General features: G+C 35.1%; 15 protein-coding genes and 1 tRNA gene. 1 reads left to right on the forward strand and 15 read right to left on the reverse strand.

The window, feature by feature from the left end; genetic code table 11:
* Position 1: 1 nt before the first annotated feature.
* From ACZ42G_RS09020 to ACZ42G_RS09030, 3 genes are read right to left on the reverse strand one after another with little or no spacing between them, the layout of a single operon-like run.
* Positions 2 to 652 (reverse strand): ABC transporter substrate-binding protein, encoded by a 651-nt coding sequence (locus ACZ42G_RS09020; protein ID WP_464850148.1) that lies wholly within the window; start codon positions 650 to 652, stop codon positions 2 to 4.
* Positions 653 to 671: 19 nt separating this feature from the next.
* On the reverse strand, positions 672 to 1,406 hold the full coding sequence (locus tag ACZ42G_RS09025) for a glycerophosphodiester phosphodiesterase (RefSeq protein ID WP_464850149.1): 735 nt from the start codon (positions 1,404 to 1,406) through the stop codon (positions 672 to 674).
* Between the two features lie 11 nt (positions 1,407 to 1,417).
* Positions 1,418 to 3,094 carry a B12-binding domain-containing radical SAM protein gene (locus ACZ42G_RS09030; RefSeq protein ID WP_274894055.1) on the reverse strand — a complete coding sequence of 559 codons (1,677 nt, stop codon included), beginning with the start codon at positions 3,092 to 3,094 and terminating at the stop codon, positions 1,418 to 1,420.
* A 135-nt stretch (positions 3,095 to 3,229) separates the two neighbouring features.
* Here ACZ42G_RS09030 and ACZ42G_RS09035 point away from each other — a divergent pair, with 135 nt between their 5' ends.
* Positions 3,230 to 4,456, forward strand: a complete 1,227-nt coding sequence (locus ACZ42G_RS09035; RefSeq protein ID WP_464850151.1) for a M48 family metallopeptidase — start codon at positions 3,230 to 3,232, stop codon at positions 4,454 to 4,456.
* A 143-nt stretch (positions 4,457 to 4,599) separates the two neighbouring features.
* Here ACZ42G_RS09035 and ACZ42G_RS09040 read toward each other — a convergent pair.
* The 12 genes from ACZ42G_RS09040 to pstB all read right to left on the reverse strand — a co-directional run bounded on the left by ACZ42G_RS09040 (position 4,600) and on the right by pstB (position 14,890).
* Positions 4,600 to 4,675 (reverse strand) — tRNA-Pro (locus ACZ42G_RS09040).
* Between the two features lie 47 nt (positions 4,676 to 4,722).
* Positions 4,723 to 6,201: a stage IV sporulation protein A gene (gene spoIVA, locus ACZ42G_RS09045; protein ID WP_085112145.1), complete on the reverse strand. Its 1,479-nt coding sequence runs from the start codon at positions 6,199 to 6,201 to the stop codon at positions 4,723 to 4,725.
* Positions 6,202 to 6,302: 101 nt separating this feature from the next.
* Positions 6,303 to 7,295 (reverse strand): NAD(P)H-dependent glycerol-3-phosphate dehydrogenase, encoded by a 993-nt coding sequence (locus tag ACZ42G_RS09050; RefSeq protein WP_085112146.1) that lies wholly within the window; start codon positions 7,293 to 7,295, stop codon positions 6,303 to 6,305.
* A 14-nt stretch (positions 7,296 to 7,309) separates the two neighbouring features.
* A complete protein-coding gene (gene plsY / locus ACZ42G_RS09055) occupies positions 7,310 to 7,906 on the reverse strand; it encodes a glycerol-3-phosphate 1-O-acyltransferase PlsY (protein ID WP_085112147.1) in 597 nt (198 codons plus the stop codon).
* A gap of 16 nt (positions 7,907 to 7,922) precedes the next feature.
* Complete coding sequence (der, locus tag ACZ42G_RS09060; protein WP_464852148.1) at positions 7,923 to 9,242, reverse strand: ribosome biogenesis GTPase Der; 1,320 nt, start codon at positions 9,240 to 9,242, stop codon at positions 7,923 to 7,925.
* 4 nt (positions 9,243 to 9,246) lie between these two features.
* On the reverse strand, positions 9,247 to 10,548 hold the full coding sequence (locus ACZ42G_RS09065; RefSeq protein ID WP_085112149.1) for a DUF512 domain-containing protein: 1,302 nt from the start codon (positions 10,546 to 10,548) through the stop codon (positions 9,247 to 9,249).
* Positions 10,549 to 10,599: 51 nt separating this feature from the next.
* Positions 10,600 to 11,064 (reverse strand): DUF3189 family protein, encoded by a 465-nt coding sequence (locus ACZ42G_RS09070; RefSeq protein WP_085112150.1) that lies wholly within the window; start codon positions 11,062 to 11,064, stop codon positions 10,600 to 10,602.
* On the reverse strand, positions 11,061 to 11,522 hold the full coding sequence (locus ACZ42G_RS09075) for a DUF3189 family protein (RefSeq protein ID WP_240495796.1): 462 nt from the start codon (positions 11,520 to 11,522) through the stop codon (positions 11,061 to 11,063). Before ACZ42G_RS09075 ends, ACZ42G_RS09070 begins: the two co-directional genes overlap by 4 nt.
* A 37-nt stretch (positions 11,523 to 11,559) precedes the next feature.
* Complete coding sequence (gene spoIIP / locus ACZ42G_RS09080; protein WP_464850152.1) at positions 11,560 to 12,693, reverse strand: stage II sporulation protein P; 1,134 nt, start codon at positions 12,691 to 12,693, stop codon at positions 11,560 to 11,562.
* A complete protein-coding gene (locus ACZ42G_RS09085; RefSeq protein WP_085112151.1) occupies positions 12,674 to 13,390 on the reverse strand; it encodes a DUF1614 domain-containing protein in 717 nt (238 codons plus the stop codon). The genes spoIIP and ACZ42G_RS09085 overlap by 20 nt, the downstream gene beginning before the upstream one ends.
* Before the next feature lie 80 nt (positions 13,391 to 13,470).
* Positions 13,471 to 14,127 carry a phosphate signaling complex protein PhoU gene (gene phoU, locus ACZ42G_RS09090; RefSeq protein ID WP_274892928.1) on the reverse strand — a complete coding sequence of 219 codons (657 nt, stop codon included), beginning with the start codon at positions 14,125 to 14,127 and terminating at the stop codon, positions 13,471 to 13,473.
* Between the two features lie 13 nt (positions 14,128 to 14,140).
* Positions 14,141 to 14,890 (reverse strand): phosphate ABC transporter ATP-binding protein PstB, encoded by a 750-nt coding sequence (pstB, locus tag ACZ42G_RS09095; RefSeq protein WP_013787856.1) that lies wholly within the window; start codon positions 14,888 to 14,890, stop codon positions 14,141 to 14,143.
* Positions 14,891 to 14,894: the final 4 nt, after the last annotated feature.

Here is a 14,894-nt window from a genome sequence, read left to right on the forward strand (position 1 = left end):
ACTACTTTATATCAAGAAGCCATTTAAGGAATTTTACTGACAAGTCTTTGTTTTTAGAATTAGATAGCACAGCAATTATCTTGTCATGATAATCATATCCAATCCCATCTAAATATTTATTATCTTTGTTGAGATAAATGCCATATGTGCCAGCTTTGACATCTTTTGAAGCAGGAAGTTTCTCTGTGTCCAATCCACTTAAATCAAGATTTTTTACAGTGTCAAGATTTAAAAACGCTCCTTGATTTCCTAATGCATAAAAATTATCCTTGTCAAGCGCTATGACATCTACTTCTTCAGCAGAAATTTTGACCATAAGTTTTTGTACAGATGTGGGATCAAGCTGAAATTTTCCGTCACTGCCTTTTGTCAACATGTAAAATTCAACTAATGCTTGATTTTTCCCCTTATCAGTTCCTAAAAGTTCTTTTGTGATGGTATTCTGGAAATTCATTTCCTTATCAAAATTTATCGATGTTCCTATCATTGAGAAGTCAAATACGTAATTTTTGTTTGTCAAAATTGAATTGACAAATGATGCAACTATAGCTACAACGATAATCCCTACTATTATGTGTATCTTATAATAATCCCAAATGTACTCTACCTTTTCTTTAAATGTCATATCTTTCATCCACTTGTTTGATTTCATACCATATCCTCCTGTAAAACTAATGTAGTTTTTTCTCTAAATCAATCAGTTTTAATGGATCATTAGTGATTATTCCATCAACGCCCAATCGAATCATGTTTTTCATAAGTTCTTCATCATCAATCGTCCATGGAAACAATTTGACATTATTCGATTTGCAGCCTTTCACAACCTCAGGTATTATATTTACATAAAATGGATGAAGCGAATATGCGTGCATCCTATTTGCAATATGCCACGGTTCTACAAGTCCACACTCATACAAAAGTCCAATGTTAAGCCTTGGCTCAATCTCTTTCACTGTCTTCAAGCTATAATGATTAAATGATGATATTAAAGCCAAATCTTCAAAATTATAATCAAATACGCAGTTGACCAGTTTCTCTTCTATCCCCGGATATGATATCAAGCCACTTTTTATCTCTATGTTTACCAATATGCTCCTATTTCCCAATAGCTCAAAAACCTCCGCTAAAGTAGGTATCTTCTCATTCATATAATTTCTGCCAAATTTTATTCCTGCGCTTAGCCTTTTAAGCTCTTTCAATGTATAGTCCTTAACATATCCTATTCCGTCAGTTGTCCTATCTACTCGTTCATCGTGTATTACCACAAGATATCCGTCTTTGCTAAGCTGTACATCCAATTCTATTCCGTCTGAGCCTGCATCAACAGCTCTCTTAAATGACGACAGCGTATTTTCCGGAGCGTTTTTAGAATCACCGCGGTGTGCTATGACAAGCGTCTTTGACATACTACCCCACCTTAAACATTTATTTTTGCACAATATGTTTTATCATCACAGTGAAAGAAGGCTATGTACACATTTCCTCCTTCTATATTTAAAACATCATGCTTAAAAAAGCCTATAGAGAGATTCTTATTTTTTTCAGAATTAGACATGCCAACTGCTGCCGGCAGATTGCGCTTTAACCATTCATCATTCCGCAACAATGATTTTACTTCATCTGGTACTTTTTTATCCTCTTTAAGGCAATCAGGATATGCCTTATTATTAGTAGAGTACAAATAGTCAAACCTTAAATAATCTTTAAAATAATCAGTATCTACACCTTCCGAAAAGGCAAATCTATAAATAATATCAAATAAATCATTTAAAGAATGCTTTTTTCCATAAAATCCGTTTTCTTCCCAAAAACAATTCAAACGGCTATACAATTCAAACGGATCTTTAAAAAAATCAAGCAAAAATCTTAATGACATTTTAAATTTCCCAGAATTGTAATACTTATCTACTAAGAAAGCGATATTTTTAAGCTCATACAGCTCCATGTAAGATATTGTATTGGTCATCAGAACTTCATACGGAGGATCACTTTTATATTTGATGCCATAGATATCTTTGTTTTTTCTAATTCTGGTCCCTTTTAGAAGCTTTAAAAAGCCTAATTGAATTTCGTCAGGATTTAACTCATATACATCATTAAAAGATTTCACAATCGAATTAAAATCGTCGCCAGGCAATCCAGCGATTAGATCTACATGCACCTTTACACCTGCATTGATGATAAGTTTTATGCCATTTAACGCACCACTAACGTCTGGATTTCTCGACACGTTCTTTAAAGTTTCCTTGTTAGTCGTCTGTATGCCTACTTCAAATTGAATTCTGTCTTCTATGCCTTTTAAGCTATCTATAAACTCTTGATTGACTAATTCAGGATTAACTTCGCAGTGAAATACTGTGTCGCTCCTCATACCCCTTATTATGTCTAATATTTCTACTGCTCTTTTTATATTGCTGTCAAAAGATCTGTCTATAAGTTTTACAATTCTTGCGCCCATGTTTGTCAGTTTCTCTAAATCATCTCTGACTTTTTCAATGCTGGCATATCTCAACTTATTATCAAGAGATGATAAGCAATAAGAACATCTAAAAGGGCACCCTCTGGATGTCTCATAATACACAAGCTTATTGGAAATATCCTCCCCACCATAAGGAAATGGAATATCGTCCAGACAAACATAATCAGTATTTTCTCTTAATATTACTTTTCCATCCTTCATATAACTTATGCCATTTAAGTCATACACATTTTCGCCATTATGGATTTTTTGTAGAAGATTTTTAAAAGTTGCTTCCCCTTCGCCTAACACAATAAAATCTGCAACACCAGTTTTCAATAAATCATCTGAATCAAAAGATATTTCAGGTCCTCCAAGAACTATTAAAATATCTTTATTGACCTTTTTTATGTATTCACAAAGCTTCAGCACTTTATCTATATTCCATATATAACAAGAGAATCCAATGACATCAGGCCTTTTGTTTAGGATATTATGTAGAATTAAGTCCAAATCATCATTTATGGTCATTTCCAAAAGCTGGATGTCCATAGGTCTACAATACAGCTTAATATTTCTTATGGCTAAATTTGTATGGTAATATTTAGCGTTTAATGCTACCAGCAGTGTCTTCATTATTGCACCTTCCAATGATAAATCTATCTTAATTATAGCACATACATACAAAAATAAAGTAAAATAATTTTAAATCCATCTTTGCATATAATATAATATATTCATGGTAATAATCCGTAGAAAGAGGTGATTAGATTGTACGTAAAGTTTAATAAAATATGGTTTTTGCTGACATTTGTTGCATTGTTATTTTCATCTTTGTACATATATTACACGCTTACACCTAATATCGTATCTCAAGACGTATATAAATTTTTTTCACACTATACAGTAGAAAAATCTATCCCATACCACAAAGAAAATAGATTATTGTATATTTCTTCTTTTTTAGTTCAATTGATTTTTTTGCTTTGGTTTGTTTTCGGTGGACTCTCAATTAAATTATCAAAAATATGTGAAAGAATCAGTGGAAAGCATTATTATCTAAGTGTATTCATCTTTTTTCTATTATTGTGGATAATTTTAAAGTTGTTATCACTGCCATTTAGTTTCTATTCATACAGACTACAAGTAAAATGGGGATTCTCCGTGCAGACAATTCAATCATGGTGGTTAGATTACATTAAAAACTCGCTAATAGATATTGTTCTATCCAGCGTAGGAATAGTTTTGCTATTCTTTGCTATAAATAAATTTCAAAAAACTTGGTGGGTATATGCATCCATATTTCTTACTGCTATGTTATTTTTGCAAAACTTTATTTGGCCGTCTTTTATAGCACCTATGTTCAATAAATTTACACCTATTACAGATCCAGCCATCCTTAGCATGGTAAATGACATATCAAAAAACGCAGGAATAAAAATTGACAGAGTCGAAGAAATGGATGCCAGCAAGCGAACGACACTTGCAAATGCGTATTTCTATGGTTTTGGCAACACAAGTAAAATAGTCCTTTACGACACGCTGCTAAAAAAATATCCGCAGGACGAAATAAAAGCTGTAATTGCCCACGAAGCCGCCCATTGGAAAGAAAATCACGTTTTAAAGAGCATAATAATTGGTTCATTTGGGATCTTTATAATATTCTTTATATTCAATATTCTTTTAAAGACGAGTATCATCAAAGCGCAAAGCCTCAGATATAGTCCCTATATAATCTCAGTGTTTTATCTTTTTATGTTGCTTGTCAATTTTGATACAAATCCAATTCAAAATTTTATATCAAGGCAAATGGAAAGACAAGCTGATTTGCTTTCCGTACAATACCTCCATGATAAAAATTCAGTGATCAAGTTGCAGGTAGATTTAGCAGAAAAAAGCTTATCCGACGTAGAACCTCCAAAATTCATCGAGTGGTTTTCTTATACACACCCCAGTGCCATGAATAGAATTAGAGCCGTTGAAAAATCTAAGATATAAAAACAAATTCCATATTAAGCAACAAAATAACCACTCCTTTAGTCGAGTGGTTAAGTAATTTCAAATATGTTTTTGTATTTTATATTGACCATTTTATTTTTTGTCATGTGGATAACTCTTAAAACCCGCATGACTGTAAGCAATGGTCTGAGTGACTGGATTTGAACCAGCGACCTCCAGAACCCCATTCTGGCGCGCTACCAACTGCGCCACACCCAGACATCTTACAATAGTATTATAAAACGTAATGTCTAAAAAATCAAGTATCACAATATGATGCAGATTATGCCGCCACCTCCATCATTGACGATTCGCTCAAGCGTATCCCTTAGCCTCATGCTTACATTGTCTGGAATCTTGCCAAGCTTGTTCTGCATCCCTTCTTTTACAAGATCGCTTAGAGATTTCCCGAATATATTTGATTCCCAGATTTTATCCGGATCATTTTCAAACTGTTCTGTAATGTATTTGACGAAATCTTCGCTTTGCTTTTCTGTGCCGACAATTGGCGATACTTCAGTTGTAACATCCGTTCTAAATATGTGAAGGGAAGGTGCAGATGCTTTAAGCCTTACAGCGAAGCTGCCACCTTGTCTTACTATCTCTGGCTTTTCAAATTCCATGTTATCTATGCTGGCAGGAACAACACCTACGCCTTTTTTCTTAGCATCTTCAATGGCATCCTTTAATTTATCGTACTCAGCCTTTGCATACGATAACTCTTTCATCATTTTCATAAGATCTCTGTCACCGCGTATTTCAAGGCCGCATTCATCACTTAATATTTTAAAGAAAAGGCCTTCCTTTGTCTTTGCTTCTATGTCTGCAATGCCTTCACCTGGATCTATCTTTTTAATCACTACATCAGCCATGTGTTCATTGGACTTTATGGCATCAACTGTCTTTTTTATATCCCTCAATCTAAATAAGTCATCTATACTTTGTTTAACTGTACTCATTATGCTTTGTTTTAACCAGTGCTCATTTTCAAGCACATCCACCCATCTTGGCAGATCAATGTTAAGCTCTGTAATTGGAAATTCATAAAGCACTTTTTCAAGTATATTTTTAATATCAGCCATGCTCATCTTAAGCACATTGACTACAACCACTGGTACGTCGTACTTCATTTCCATATCTTTCGCTAATTTAACTGTGTCGGCGTCATCTGGATGTGTGGAATTCAATAATATTATAAATGGTTTATGTATTTCCTTTAACTCTTTTACAACTCTTTCTTCCGATTCTACGTAGTTATCTCTTGGTATCTCTGTAATACTTCCGTCTGTCGTCACAACCAATCCGATTGTTGAATGGTCATTTATTACTTTTTTGGTTCCTATTTCAGCAGCTTCTTCAAATGGAATCTCATAGTCATACCATGGAGTTGTAACCATCCTCGGTTTATCGCCTTCTAGATATCCCATTGCACCTTTAACCATGTATCCTACGCAATCCACCAATCTTACACTGAAACTGGTGTTTTCGTTTAGTGAAATTTCTACCGCTTTCTCCGGTACAAATTTAGGCTCCGTAGTCATTATTGTCTTACCTGCTGCGCTCTGAGGCAACTCATCCTGGACTCTCTCTTTAAGGTTTAAATTGTCGATATTCGGCAATACCAATATATCCATAAATCTCTTTATAAATGTTGATTTCCCAGTACGAACAGGACCTACGACGCCTATATATATATCGCCTTCTGTTCTTTCTGCTATATCCTTATAAATATCGTAATTTTCCACATCATTTCCCTCCTTCTTATAGATAAATATAGTTTTTATACTTTAACACTACATATATATGAGGGAAATAGACAATTATGAATAAAAAAGAGGACACAATTTTATATGCCCTCCATCTCATGCTTCTTATTGCGTGTCATCAATGAATATACAGCTTCTCTGGGATTTTTACCTTCAAATAGTATTGAATAAATTTCATTAGTTATTGGCATCTCAATGTTATGAATTTTAGAAAGTTCGTAAGCTGATTTCGTCGTATTAACGCCCTCTACAACCATTCCGATTTCATTTAGCGCTTCGTCTAATGATTTGCCTTGCCCTATTTTTATGCCAGCCTTTCTGTTGCGGGAATACATGCTGGTACATGTTACAATAAGATCTCCCATGCCTGTCAATCCCAAGAATGTAAGTGGATCGGAACCTAATGCAACACCTAAACGAGTGATTTCAGCAAGTCCTCTTGTCATAAGTGCAGCCTTAGTATTATCCCCAAAACCAAGCCCGTCTGATATACCAGCACCTAATGCAATGATATTTTTAAGAGATCCACCTAATTCAACGCCTATCAAGTCTTTATTTATATACAACCTGAAATTTTCATCCATCATTACATCTTGCACATATTCACATGCATTTATATCGCTTGATGAAATAACACATGCTGTAGGTATGTGCCTACAGACTTCCTCAGCATGGCTTGGTCCAGAAAGCACAACAACTGGATTATCCACTATCTCTTGTATAACCTGAGACATCCTTTTTAAACTGGAAGTTTCAAGACCCTTTGCTAAATTTACAATTATTGCCGACTTGTCAATTAACCCTTTTATCATTTCTACCACATATCTTACTGCGTGTGAGGGAACTGCTAAAACTATTATTTTCTTGTTTTTAACTACATGACTCATGTCAGTAGTTATATCAATGCTTTTTGGCAATTTTGCATCAAGGTACTTTTTATTATAGCCCGTTTTTTTGATTTCTTCCATCTGGTTTTGATCTCTCGTCCACATGCAAACATTGTGGCTCATAGAATCCAAATGAATAGCCATTGCTGTTCCCCAACTGCCTGCACCTAATACTGCAACGTCCATTTGTAAATCCCTCTTTACTTTATATTTGTTTTTTGTCCAAATTTCGATTCGGTTCCATTGAGTAATCGTTTTATATTCGCTCTGTGCTGGAACACAGCCATTGATGTAATCAGTATTGCAAACACCAGCATATTAGATGATTTGTAATAGATAATATTAAAAATGAGAAATGAAACTGCTCCTATTATAGAACCAAGCGAAACATACTTGCTGATAGTGATAATAGCAATTCCTATTATAAGCGACAAAACCGCAATAACAGGACTTATGGTCACAATAGCTCCAAAGCTTGTAGCTACTCCTTTACCACCTTTAAATCCCAAGAAAACAGGCCAATTGTGCCCCATTACTACTGCTATTCCTGCAACATAACCACCTATATTCCCAGCAATAAACCTACCAAGAAGTACAGCTAAAACTCCTTTTAATACATCAGACAAAAACACAAAAAAAGCGACTTTAAATCCAAGAACCCTCATGACGTTTGTAGCCCCAGCATTTCCACTGCCGTACTTTCTTATATCGGTTTTTTTGATAAAATTAGTAAAAAAATAAGCACTGTTAAACGACCCAATTAAATAGGCAAGTATAGCGACTAATGCTATCTTCACCGTAGATTCACCTCCTTTACTTTTCGCCTTTTTTTCTAACTTCAATTTTTAATGGCACGCCTTCAAATCCAAAATTATCTCTCAGTGTATTCTCTATAAACCTCACATACGAAAAATGCATTATCTCCGGATCATTTACAAATACCGCAAACGATGGTGGCTTTATGCCAAATTGCGTCATGTAGTACACTTTTAATACGCGGCCTTTTTCTGCAGGTGGCGGATTTATAAGCAATGCTTCACTTATCACATTGTTTAACGTACCAGTAGAAATCCTCTTATTGTACTCTCTCCAAACGCTATTTATTAGTTCAAAAAGCTTATTCAATCTTTGCCCGGTTTTGGCTGATATAAACGTTATTGGCGCAAAACTCATAAAAGAAAACTTCTCCCTTATAAGCTTTGTATATTCATTTACGGTGCTGTTGTCTTTTTCAATGAGATCCCATTTGTTCACCGCAATTATCATTGCTTTATTCTGTTCAAAAGCATAACCGGCAATTTTTGTATCTTGCTCAGTAGGACCTTCAGTAGCATCTATTACAAGAATGCATATGTCAGATCTATCAATTGCAGATAAAGCCCTCAAAACGCTATATCTTTCAATCTTATCTTCTATTTTTCCTTTTTTCCTCATTCCTGCTGTATCGATTATGACGTATTTTCTGTCATCTTTTTCAAAGTACGTGTCAAGAGCATCTCTTGTAGTACCAGGTATGTCGCTGACGATGGCCCTTTCTTCGCCCAATATCTTATTGACGAGAGAAGACTTCCCTACGTTTGGCTTCCCTATAAAACATATTTTAATAGTTTCTTCATCGTATTCATCTATATGATCAGGTATATTTTCAATGACTTCATCCAACAAATCTCCTATGCCTAATCCATTAGATGCTGATATTGCTATTGGCTCTCCAAATCCAAGTCGCATCGAATCATAATAGCTAATAGGCATTTCTTTAAAGTTGTCAACTTTATTCAATACAAGCAAAACTTTTTTGCGAGATTTCCTCAACATAGTTGCTATGTCCTCATCAACAGGACTTACGCCTTCTTTTCCATCAATTACAAATAAAATCAAGTCAACCGTTTTTAAAGCAGCTTCAACTTGCATCTTTATTTTCGAAAAAAACTCATCTTCCGAATCTGGCTCAAGCCCTCCTGTGTCAACCAATATAAACCTTTTATCCATCCATTCCGTCTCATAGTAAATTCTATCTCTGGTTACACCAGGTTGATCTTCAACAATCGAAATGCGCTGTCCAGTTATCTTATTAAAAAGCGTCGATTTCCCAACATTTGGTCTACCTACAATTCCTACCATAGGATATGCCATCGTATCACCTTCCAATTATCTTTTGTATAAATTTTTTACCATCTACTTCGGAAACTAATACTTTTGTATTAAGCTCTTTTTCAACATCATCTATTGTCACATCATCTAAAAATGAATCAGTACCTTCTTTTATCATGGAATCAGGTATTATTAAAGTTTCACCATTTATTTTACCTTTCAACTGATTTATAATATCGCTGCCTGTTATAAGACCTGAAACAGTTATCTTTTTGCCAAAGAAATTATTAATTATTGGAACGACTTTAATATCTACACCTTTTTTATCCAGCATATAAACAAGTTCCTCAATAAATTTATATGCTGACACTCCCGTTATAACACAAAAACTATCTTTAGACTTCACATCTCCAATTTTTTTGTAGTAATCTACAAACTGCTTTTTAAACATGGCCATAAGGCCTACACCATTTTCAATCTGCGGAAAATTCTCATACGCATTATAATCAGGTATGTCTACGTCTGCTAAAACGTAAAATTCATCCGCTGCAAATACAAATGATGTTTTTATATCACTTTTCAATCTTTTCTGCCACTTAGATATTTTATTTAATACATCTTGTGCTCCTTCTTTATCAAATGTTTTAAGCTCAAAAAGCCCTTCTCTATGGTCCGTAAGTCCAACCGGCACCACCGCAACTGATTTTACTCCCGGAAAAAGCTTTGACAGATCCTCAATAGTCTTATCGAGGATTTGCCCGTCGTTGAGCCCAGGACACAAGACTACTTGGCAGTGCACCTCAATGCCGTTTTTAATAAGCTCCTTTATCTTGTCTAAAATCCCTCCGGCATTTGGGTTTCTCATCATCCTTTTGCGGATTTCATCATCTGTAGCGTGAACAGACAAGTATATTGGAGACATCTTATACCTTATAATCCTGGAAAATTCTTCATCGCTTACATTAGTAAGCGTCACAAAATTGCCTTGCAAAAAAGACAAGCGGTAATCATCATCTTTGAAAGCCAAACTATGCCTTACATTCTTAGGCAACTGATCGACAAAACAAAAAACACACTTATTCCTGCAGTGTTTTAGCTTATCTATGATCCCTGTCTCAAAAATAAGACCCAAGTCATCATCGTAATCTTTCTCAATCTCGTAAATATATTCCTCTCCATCTTCCTTCTTTATTAAAAGCTCTATATTTTCATTAGCTATTTGAAACTTATAATCTATTAAATCTGTTATTTCACTGCCATTTATCGATATAAGCGTATCACCTGGCTCAATCCCCAATTCATCAGCAATGCTATCTTTTAGTACATCTTTTATTTTATGGTATGCCATTTAATATCCTCCTACTAATCATCCAATAATATTATGAATTAATAGAAGGACTTAGTCAAGCTCTTTTAATTTTGACTTCACACTGTTTACTATGTCTAAAAAGTTTTTGTACTTTTTTATTATTCCATAGACAGTAAAAGGTCTGCCAATAGATATCATTTTAAATCTCCTGGATGTCATGCCACCAAACTTCGTCATAAGTCCAATAGCTGGCAATGTATCAATAAGCATTATTTCTTCTTCATGTATGCCAGATTCCCTTAAAAAGCTTTTTACAGCCTTCATCATGATCTTTCTCCCGCTTTTGGCTCCAATTGCGTACACATCATTGTTAAATTCATCAACACCCATGTAAAATGGAATACCTATCTGATTACCTTCTGTCATATCATAATGAGGTAAAGACAGGAATTCTTCAAAAGCAGGAATCCTATCATTAGGAAGAAATCCAACGTGTATCGCTGCCGCTACAATGGATGAATGAGCACTTCCATAACAAACATAAGCTATAATCATGCTTTCTCCTCAATACCATCTTTTTTAAATTCTTCAACCAAATTTTTAATTCCATCAAAACGCTTAATTAACCAATTATATAAAATTTCATCAGAAATCTTTTTTAAAAGCACAATCTTTCTTATTGGAAAAATAAATTTAAGATATTTTGGTTCATACATACTTGTATCTATAAATATTAATCTGTCATACTCCAAATTGTAAATCTTTCTAAGCCCTTCTAATGTCTTTTTTATGTTATCGCTAAAACTTTTCATGCCTATGACATAAACCTCATGTAAGTTTTCATCAAACCCTATGTATTTTAGTTCACCGTAGTCTAAGTCAAGCATTTCTGGCAAAGAAAATATAGTATCTTTTGATACTTTATCTTTTAAATATCCTATATGAATATACGCTGCAATGACAGATGAAAAACATCCGTAATAGCTGTAGTATACTATTTTCAGTTTTATCACCACACTATAAAAATGGTGCTTTACCGCACCAATCAGATTACTTTTTATCTTTATTGAAAATTCCTAAAAAACTGCTGAATTCTTTCTTTGTATAATCTTTTATCTTTGACATCATCTCTCGTCCACCTGTACTTAAAAACATAAATCCTACAATCGAAAAAACGGCTACACCTATAAGGATCCAAATGCCCCAGCCTGCAGAATTGTTTTGTGACGCCGTTCCTTTCTGTGTATTAGTCAAAGTCCCAACTTGTTTCTTCTCATCTGCACCATATACAGCTTTGGTGAGAACGTCAGCCATAAATTTGGCTGATTCCTCTGCTCTTTGCCTTGTATGCGTATCTGTGCCAAATTCCAACAATAACGAATTAGGAGTTAAATCTTGATTGTAATCACCGCTTCCGTAAAAAATATCTTTTATCAAATTAGGATATTCCTTGTCTGCTATTGCTTTTATACGAAAAGCTAAGTCTTGGTTTGCTTTTAAATTTGCGTTTGTTCTACCTAAAACAAGTCTAACACCTGTCGCATTTGTACCTGCTATTTTTCGTATATAATCTTGGTACGGTGCAGCATCTCTGTGTATATCAAGTAGCAAGTCAGGCCTATCGTTTTTTAAGATTTTTAATGCACCAACTCGAGAGCGCCTGTATGCCATTGCATCATGCGGTAAATAAAGTGTCTCATCGACAAATGTTTTAATACCCTTCTTTGACAGCGCATTGCTTAACGACGCATCAACTTTATATATGCCTCCATGTCCATAAATGCTGGCAGTTCCATCTGTGGGTATATACGATTCATCGCTGTGTGTGGAGTACATTGCAATTTTTCTCTCGCCAGTTTTTTGAGCCATTGCTTGAGAAACTTCTTCTATGTTGACATCAGGAAGCTTTACCGTCTTTAAATACGTCGCATAAGCTTTGTCATTTTTTTTATCGACTTTTATTATCTTGTACATTTTATTGTCATGTGATAAATACATATCATTTACCTTTAAGTCCCAAGAAATCCTAAAAAGCACATCATTCGTCTTGTTTAGATATACCGTATAATATCCACCGTCTTTACCGCTCCAATCATCAGCGTTTATCTTTACAAATGAAAAAGATGTAACCAATACTGTAAATAATATAAACACAATCGCTTTTTTATTTCTCATCTGAATCATCACTGTCCTTTTTGCGATATTTTTCTCTAATAGCTTCAATATCATCTTCGCTTAAAAGGCTGCTGGTTAAATGCGGTTCTGTACCCTTTTTTGATGTACCTCCTTGTATTTTTTCCCTTGTTTCACCAAGTATCTCAGAGAAAAATACGGCCACTATCATTGATATGACTACAGTATCAAATGCACCTGCCCCTCCTACAGAAATCGTACCTGGTCTTGCCAAAATTATATTTGTAAGACCTTCTGCCAAGTCGCTTAAAATGACTCCCATGACACCGGCGATAAAAGCACACCTTCTTGATCTGCCAAACAAATAAGCGATCAAACCACTGATAATACCGTAGACATAGTTAGGCTCTATAAACATAGCTTCTGGTTCACTGGGCAGCAACTTTCCAGCCAGGTAAACAGCAGTTCCCGCCAATATAGATGCCACTACAGCATTTATTCTTTCAATGCCTCTTTCCGCTCTAATGAACAAATATACTGCAACGGCCGCTGGTATCACAGCACCTCCTATGTTTATAGATATCTTTCTCCCTAACGGTATATCTGGCAAAAATGTACCAACTATCATACCCATTATGATTATAAGAGCCCATGTATCTGTCATTTTCATCCTGTCTAAGGCTCTATGGGCGAATCCAAAAAGAACAAATAGACCTGTTATGGACAATATTATGTAAGCAAGTGGCATTTAACATCACCTCGATTTATATCTTTTGCAGTATTAAAAAAAGTATACAAAAAAACACCTAAAAAGGTGTTTTTAATTTTTTATTCATTTAGGTCTATATGCTGCCCACTATCAAGATATATTACCCATTCGCATATATTCGTCGCATGATCTGCTATTCTCTCCAAGTATCTAGCCACAAATAAGAATTGTGCAGCTTGATCGATGTTTTTGGGATCTTCTATCATATACGTAAGAAGCTCCCTAAAGATCTGCTTGTATAGGCTATCGACAATATCATCTTTTTGATTGATGGTCTTTGCTAATTCTGTATCTTGATTCACGTAAGAGTCGAGAGACAGCTTAACCATCTCTCTCACGATGTCGCTCATCCTTGGTATGTCAATAAGAGGCTTAATATACGTCTGATGTGCTATCCTGATCGTGGTTTTTGCTATGTCTACCGCATGATCTGCCATTCTCTCCAAATCAGTATTTATCTTTAGACCTGTAAGGACAATCCTAAGATCTCTCGCCAACGGTTGCTGTGTCAGAATTATCCTGGAGCATCTATCGTCAATTTCCACTTCTTTTTCATCTATCCTGTCATCTTGATCGATTACCTTCTGAGCCAGTTCTACATCGTGGTTTATTAAAGATAATATGGAATTTCCGATAGCTTCTTCAACCATTGCACCCATCTTTAAGATGTCGTAATGCAAATCTTCTAACTCTTTTTCAAAGTGTGTCCTGTTCACAATAGCACCTCCTTTAACCAAATCTTCCTGTTATATAATCCTCTGTACGCTTGTCACGAGGATTATAAAATATATCCTCGGTTTTCCCCGTCTCGATTATCTCGCCGTTTAAGAAAAATGACGTTGAGTCAGACACTCTTCCAGCCTGCTGCATATTGTGTGTCACGATAACTATAGTATATTTATTCTTCAATTGGTCGATTAATTCTTCTATCTTCATGGTCGAAATCGGATCGAGAGCAGATGTCGGCTCATCCATCAATATTATCTCTGGCTCAATAGCTAATGTCCTTGCTATGCACAATCTCTGCTGCTGACCGCCTGATAAGCCTAATGCAGAATCATTAAGCCTATCCTTTACTTCATCCCAAAGGGCTGCATCTTTTAAACTTTTTTCGACTATCTCATTTAATATTTTCTTATTTTTCTGTCCGTGTATTCGCGGACCATATGCGATATTATCGTATATGGTCATTGGAAAAGGATTTGGCTTCTGAAACACCATCCCTACCCTTTTTCTAAGCTCTATCGCATCAACATCTTTGTATATATTTTGATTGTCTATCATGACAGTTCCTTTAATAGTCACACCATCTATAAGGTCATTCATCCTATTCAATGTCCTTAAAAAAGTAGACTTCCCACAGCCAGATGGACCAATTAAAGCCATAACGCTATTTTCTTCTACATCGATATTTATTTTTTTAAGCGCCTGCATCTGACCATAAAATAAATCAAGATCCCTTACTTCAATTTTTTTCATGAAA

It is taken from the genome of Thermoanaerobacterium calidifontis, from assembly GCF_055381745.1.

What these genes read in the sequence shown, in the direction of transcription:
- spoIIP (WP_464850152.1), bottom strand. Translation starts at nt 12,693, where the DNA reads ATGATTCAGATGAGAAATAAAAAAGCGATTGTGTTTATATTATTTACA.
- ACZ42G_RS09050 (WP_085112146.1), bottom strand. Translation starts at nt 7,295, where the DNA reads ATGGACGTTGCAGTATTAGGTGCAGGCAGTTGGGGAACAGCAATGGCT.
- ACZ42G_RS09020 (WP_464850148.1), bottom strand. Translation starts at nt 652, where the DNA reads ATGAAATCAAACAAGTGGATGAAAGATATGACATTTAAAGAAAAGGTA.
- ACZ42G_RS09030 (WP_274894055.1), bottom strand. Translation starts at nt 3,094, where the DNA reads ATGAAGACACTGCTGGTAGCATTAAACGCTAAATATTACCATACAAAT.
- ACZ42G_RS09025 (WP_464850149.1), bottom strand. Translation starts at nt 1,406, where the DNA reads ATGTCAAAGACGCTTGTCATAGCACACCGCGGTGATTCTAAAAACGCT.
- der (WP_464852148.1), bottom strand. Translation starts at nt 9,242, where the DNA reads ATGGCATATCCTATGGTAGGAATTGTAGGTAGACCAAATGTTGGGAAA.
- ACZ42G_RS09085 (WP_085112151.1), bottom strand. Translation starts at nt 13,390, where the DNA reads ATGCCACTTGCTTACATAATATTGTCCATAACAGGTCTATTTGTTCTT.
- ACZ42G_RS09070 (WP_085112150.1), bottom strand. Translation starts at nt 11,064, where the DNA reads ATGATTATAGCTTATGTTTGTTATGGAAGTGCTCATTCATCCATTGTA.
- pstB (WP_013787856.1), bottom strand. Translation starts at nt 14,890, where the DNA reads ATGAAAAAAATTGAAGTAAGGGATCTTGATTTATTTTATGGTCAGATG.
- ACZ42G_RS09065 (WP_085112149.1), bottom strand. Translation starts at nt 10,548, where the DNA reads ATGGCATACCATAAAATAAAAGATGTACTAAAAGATAGCATTGCTGAT.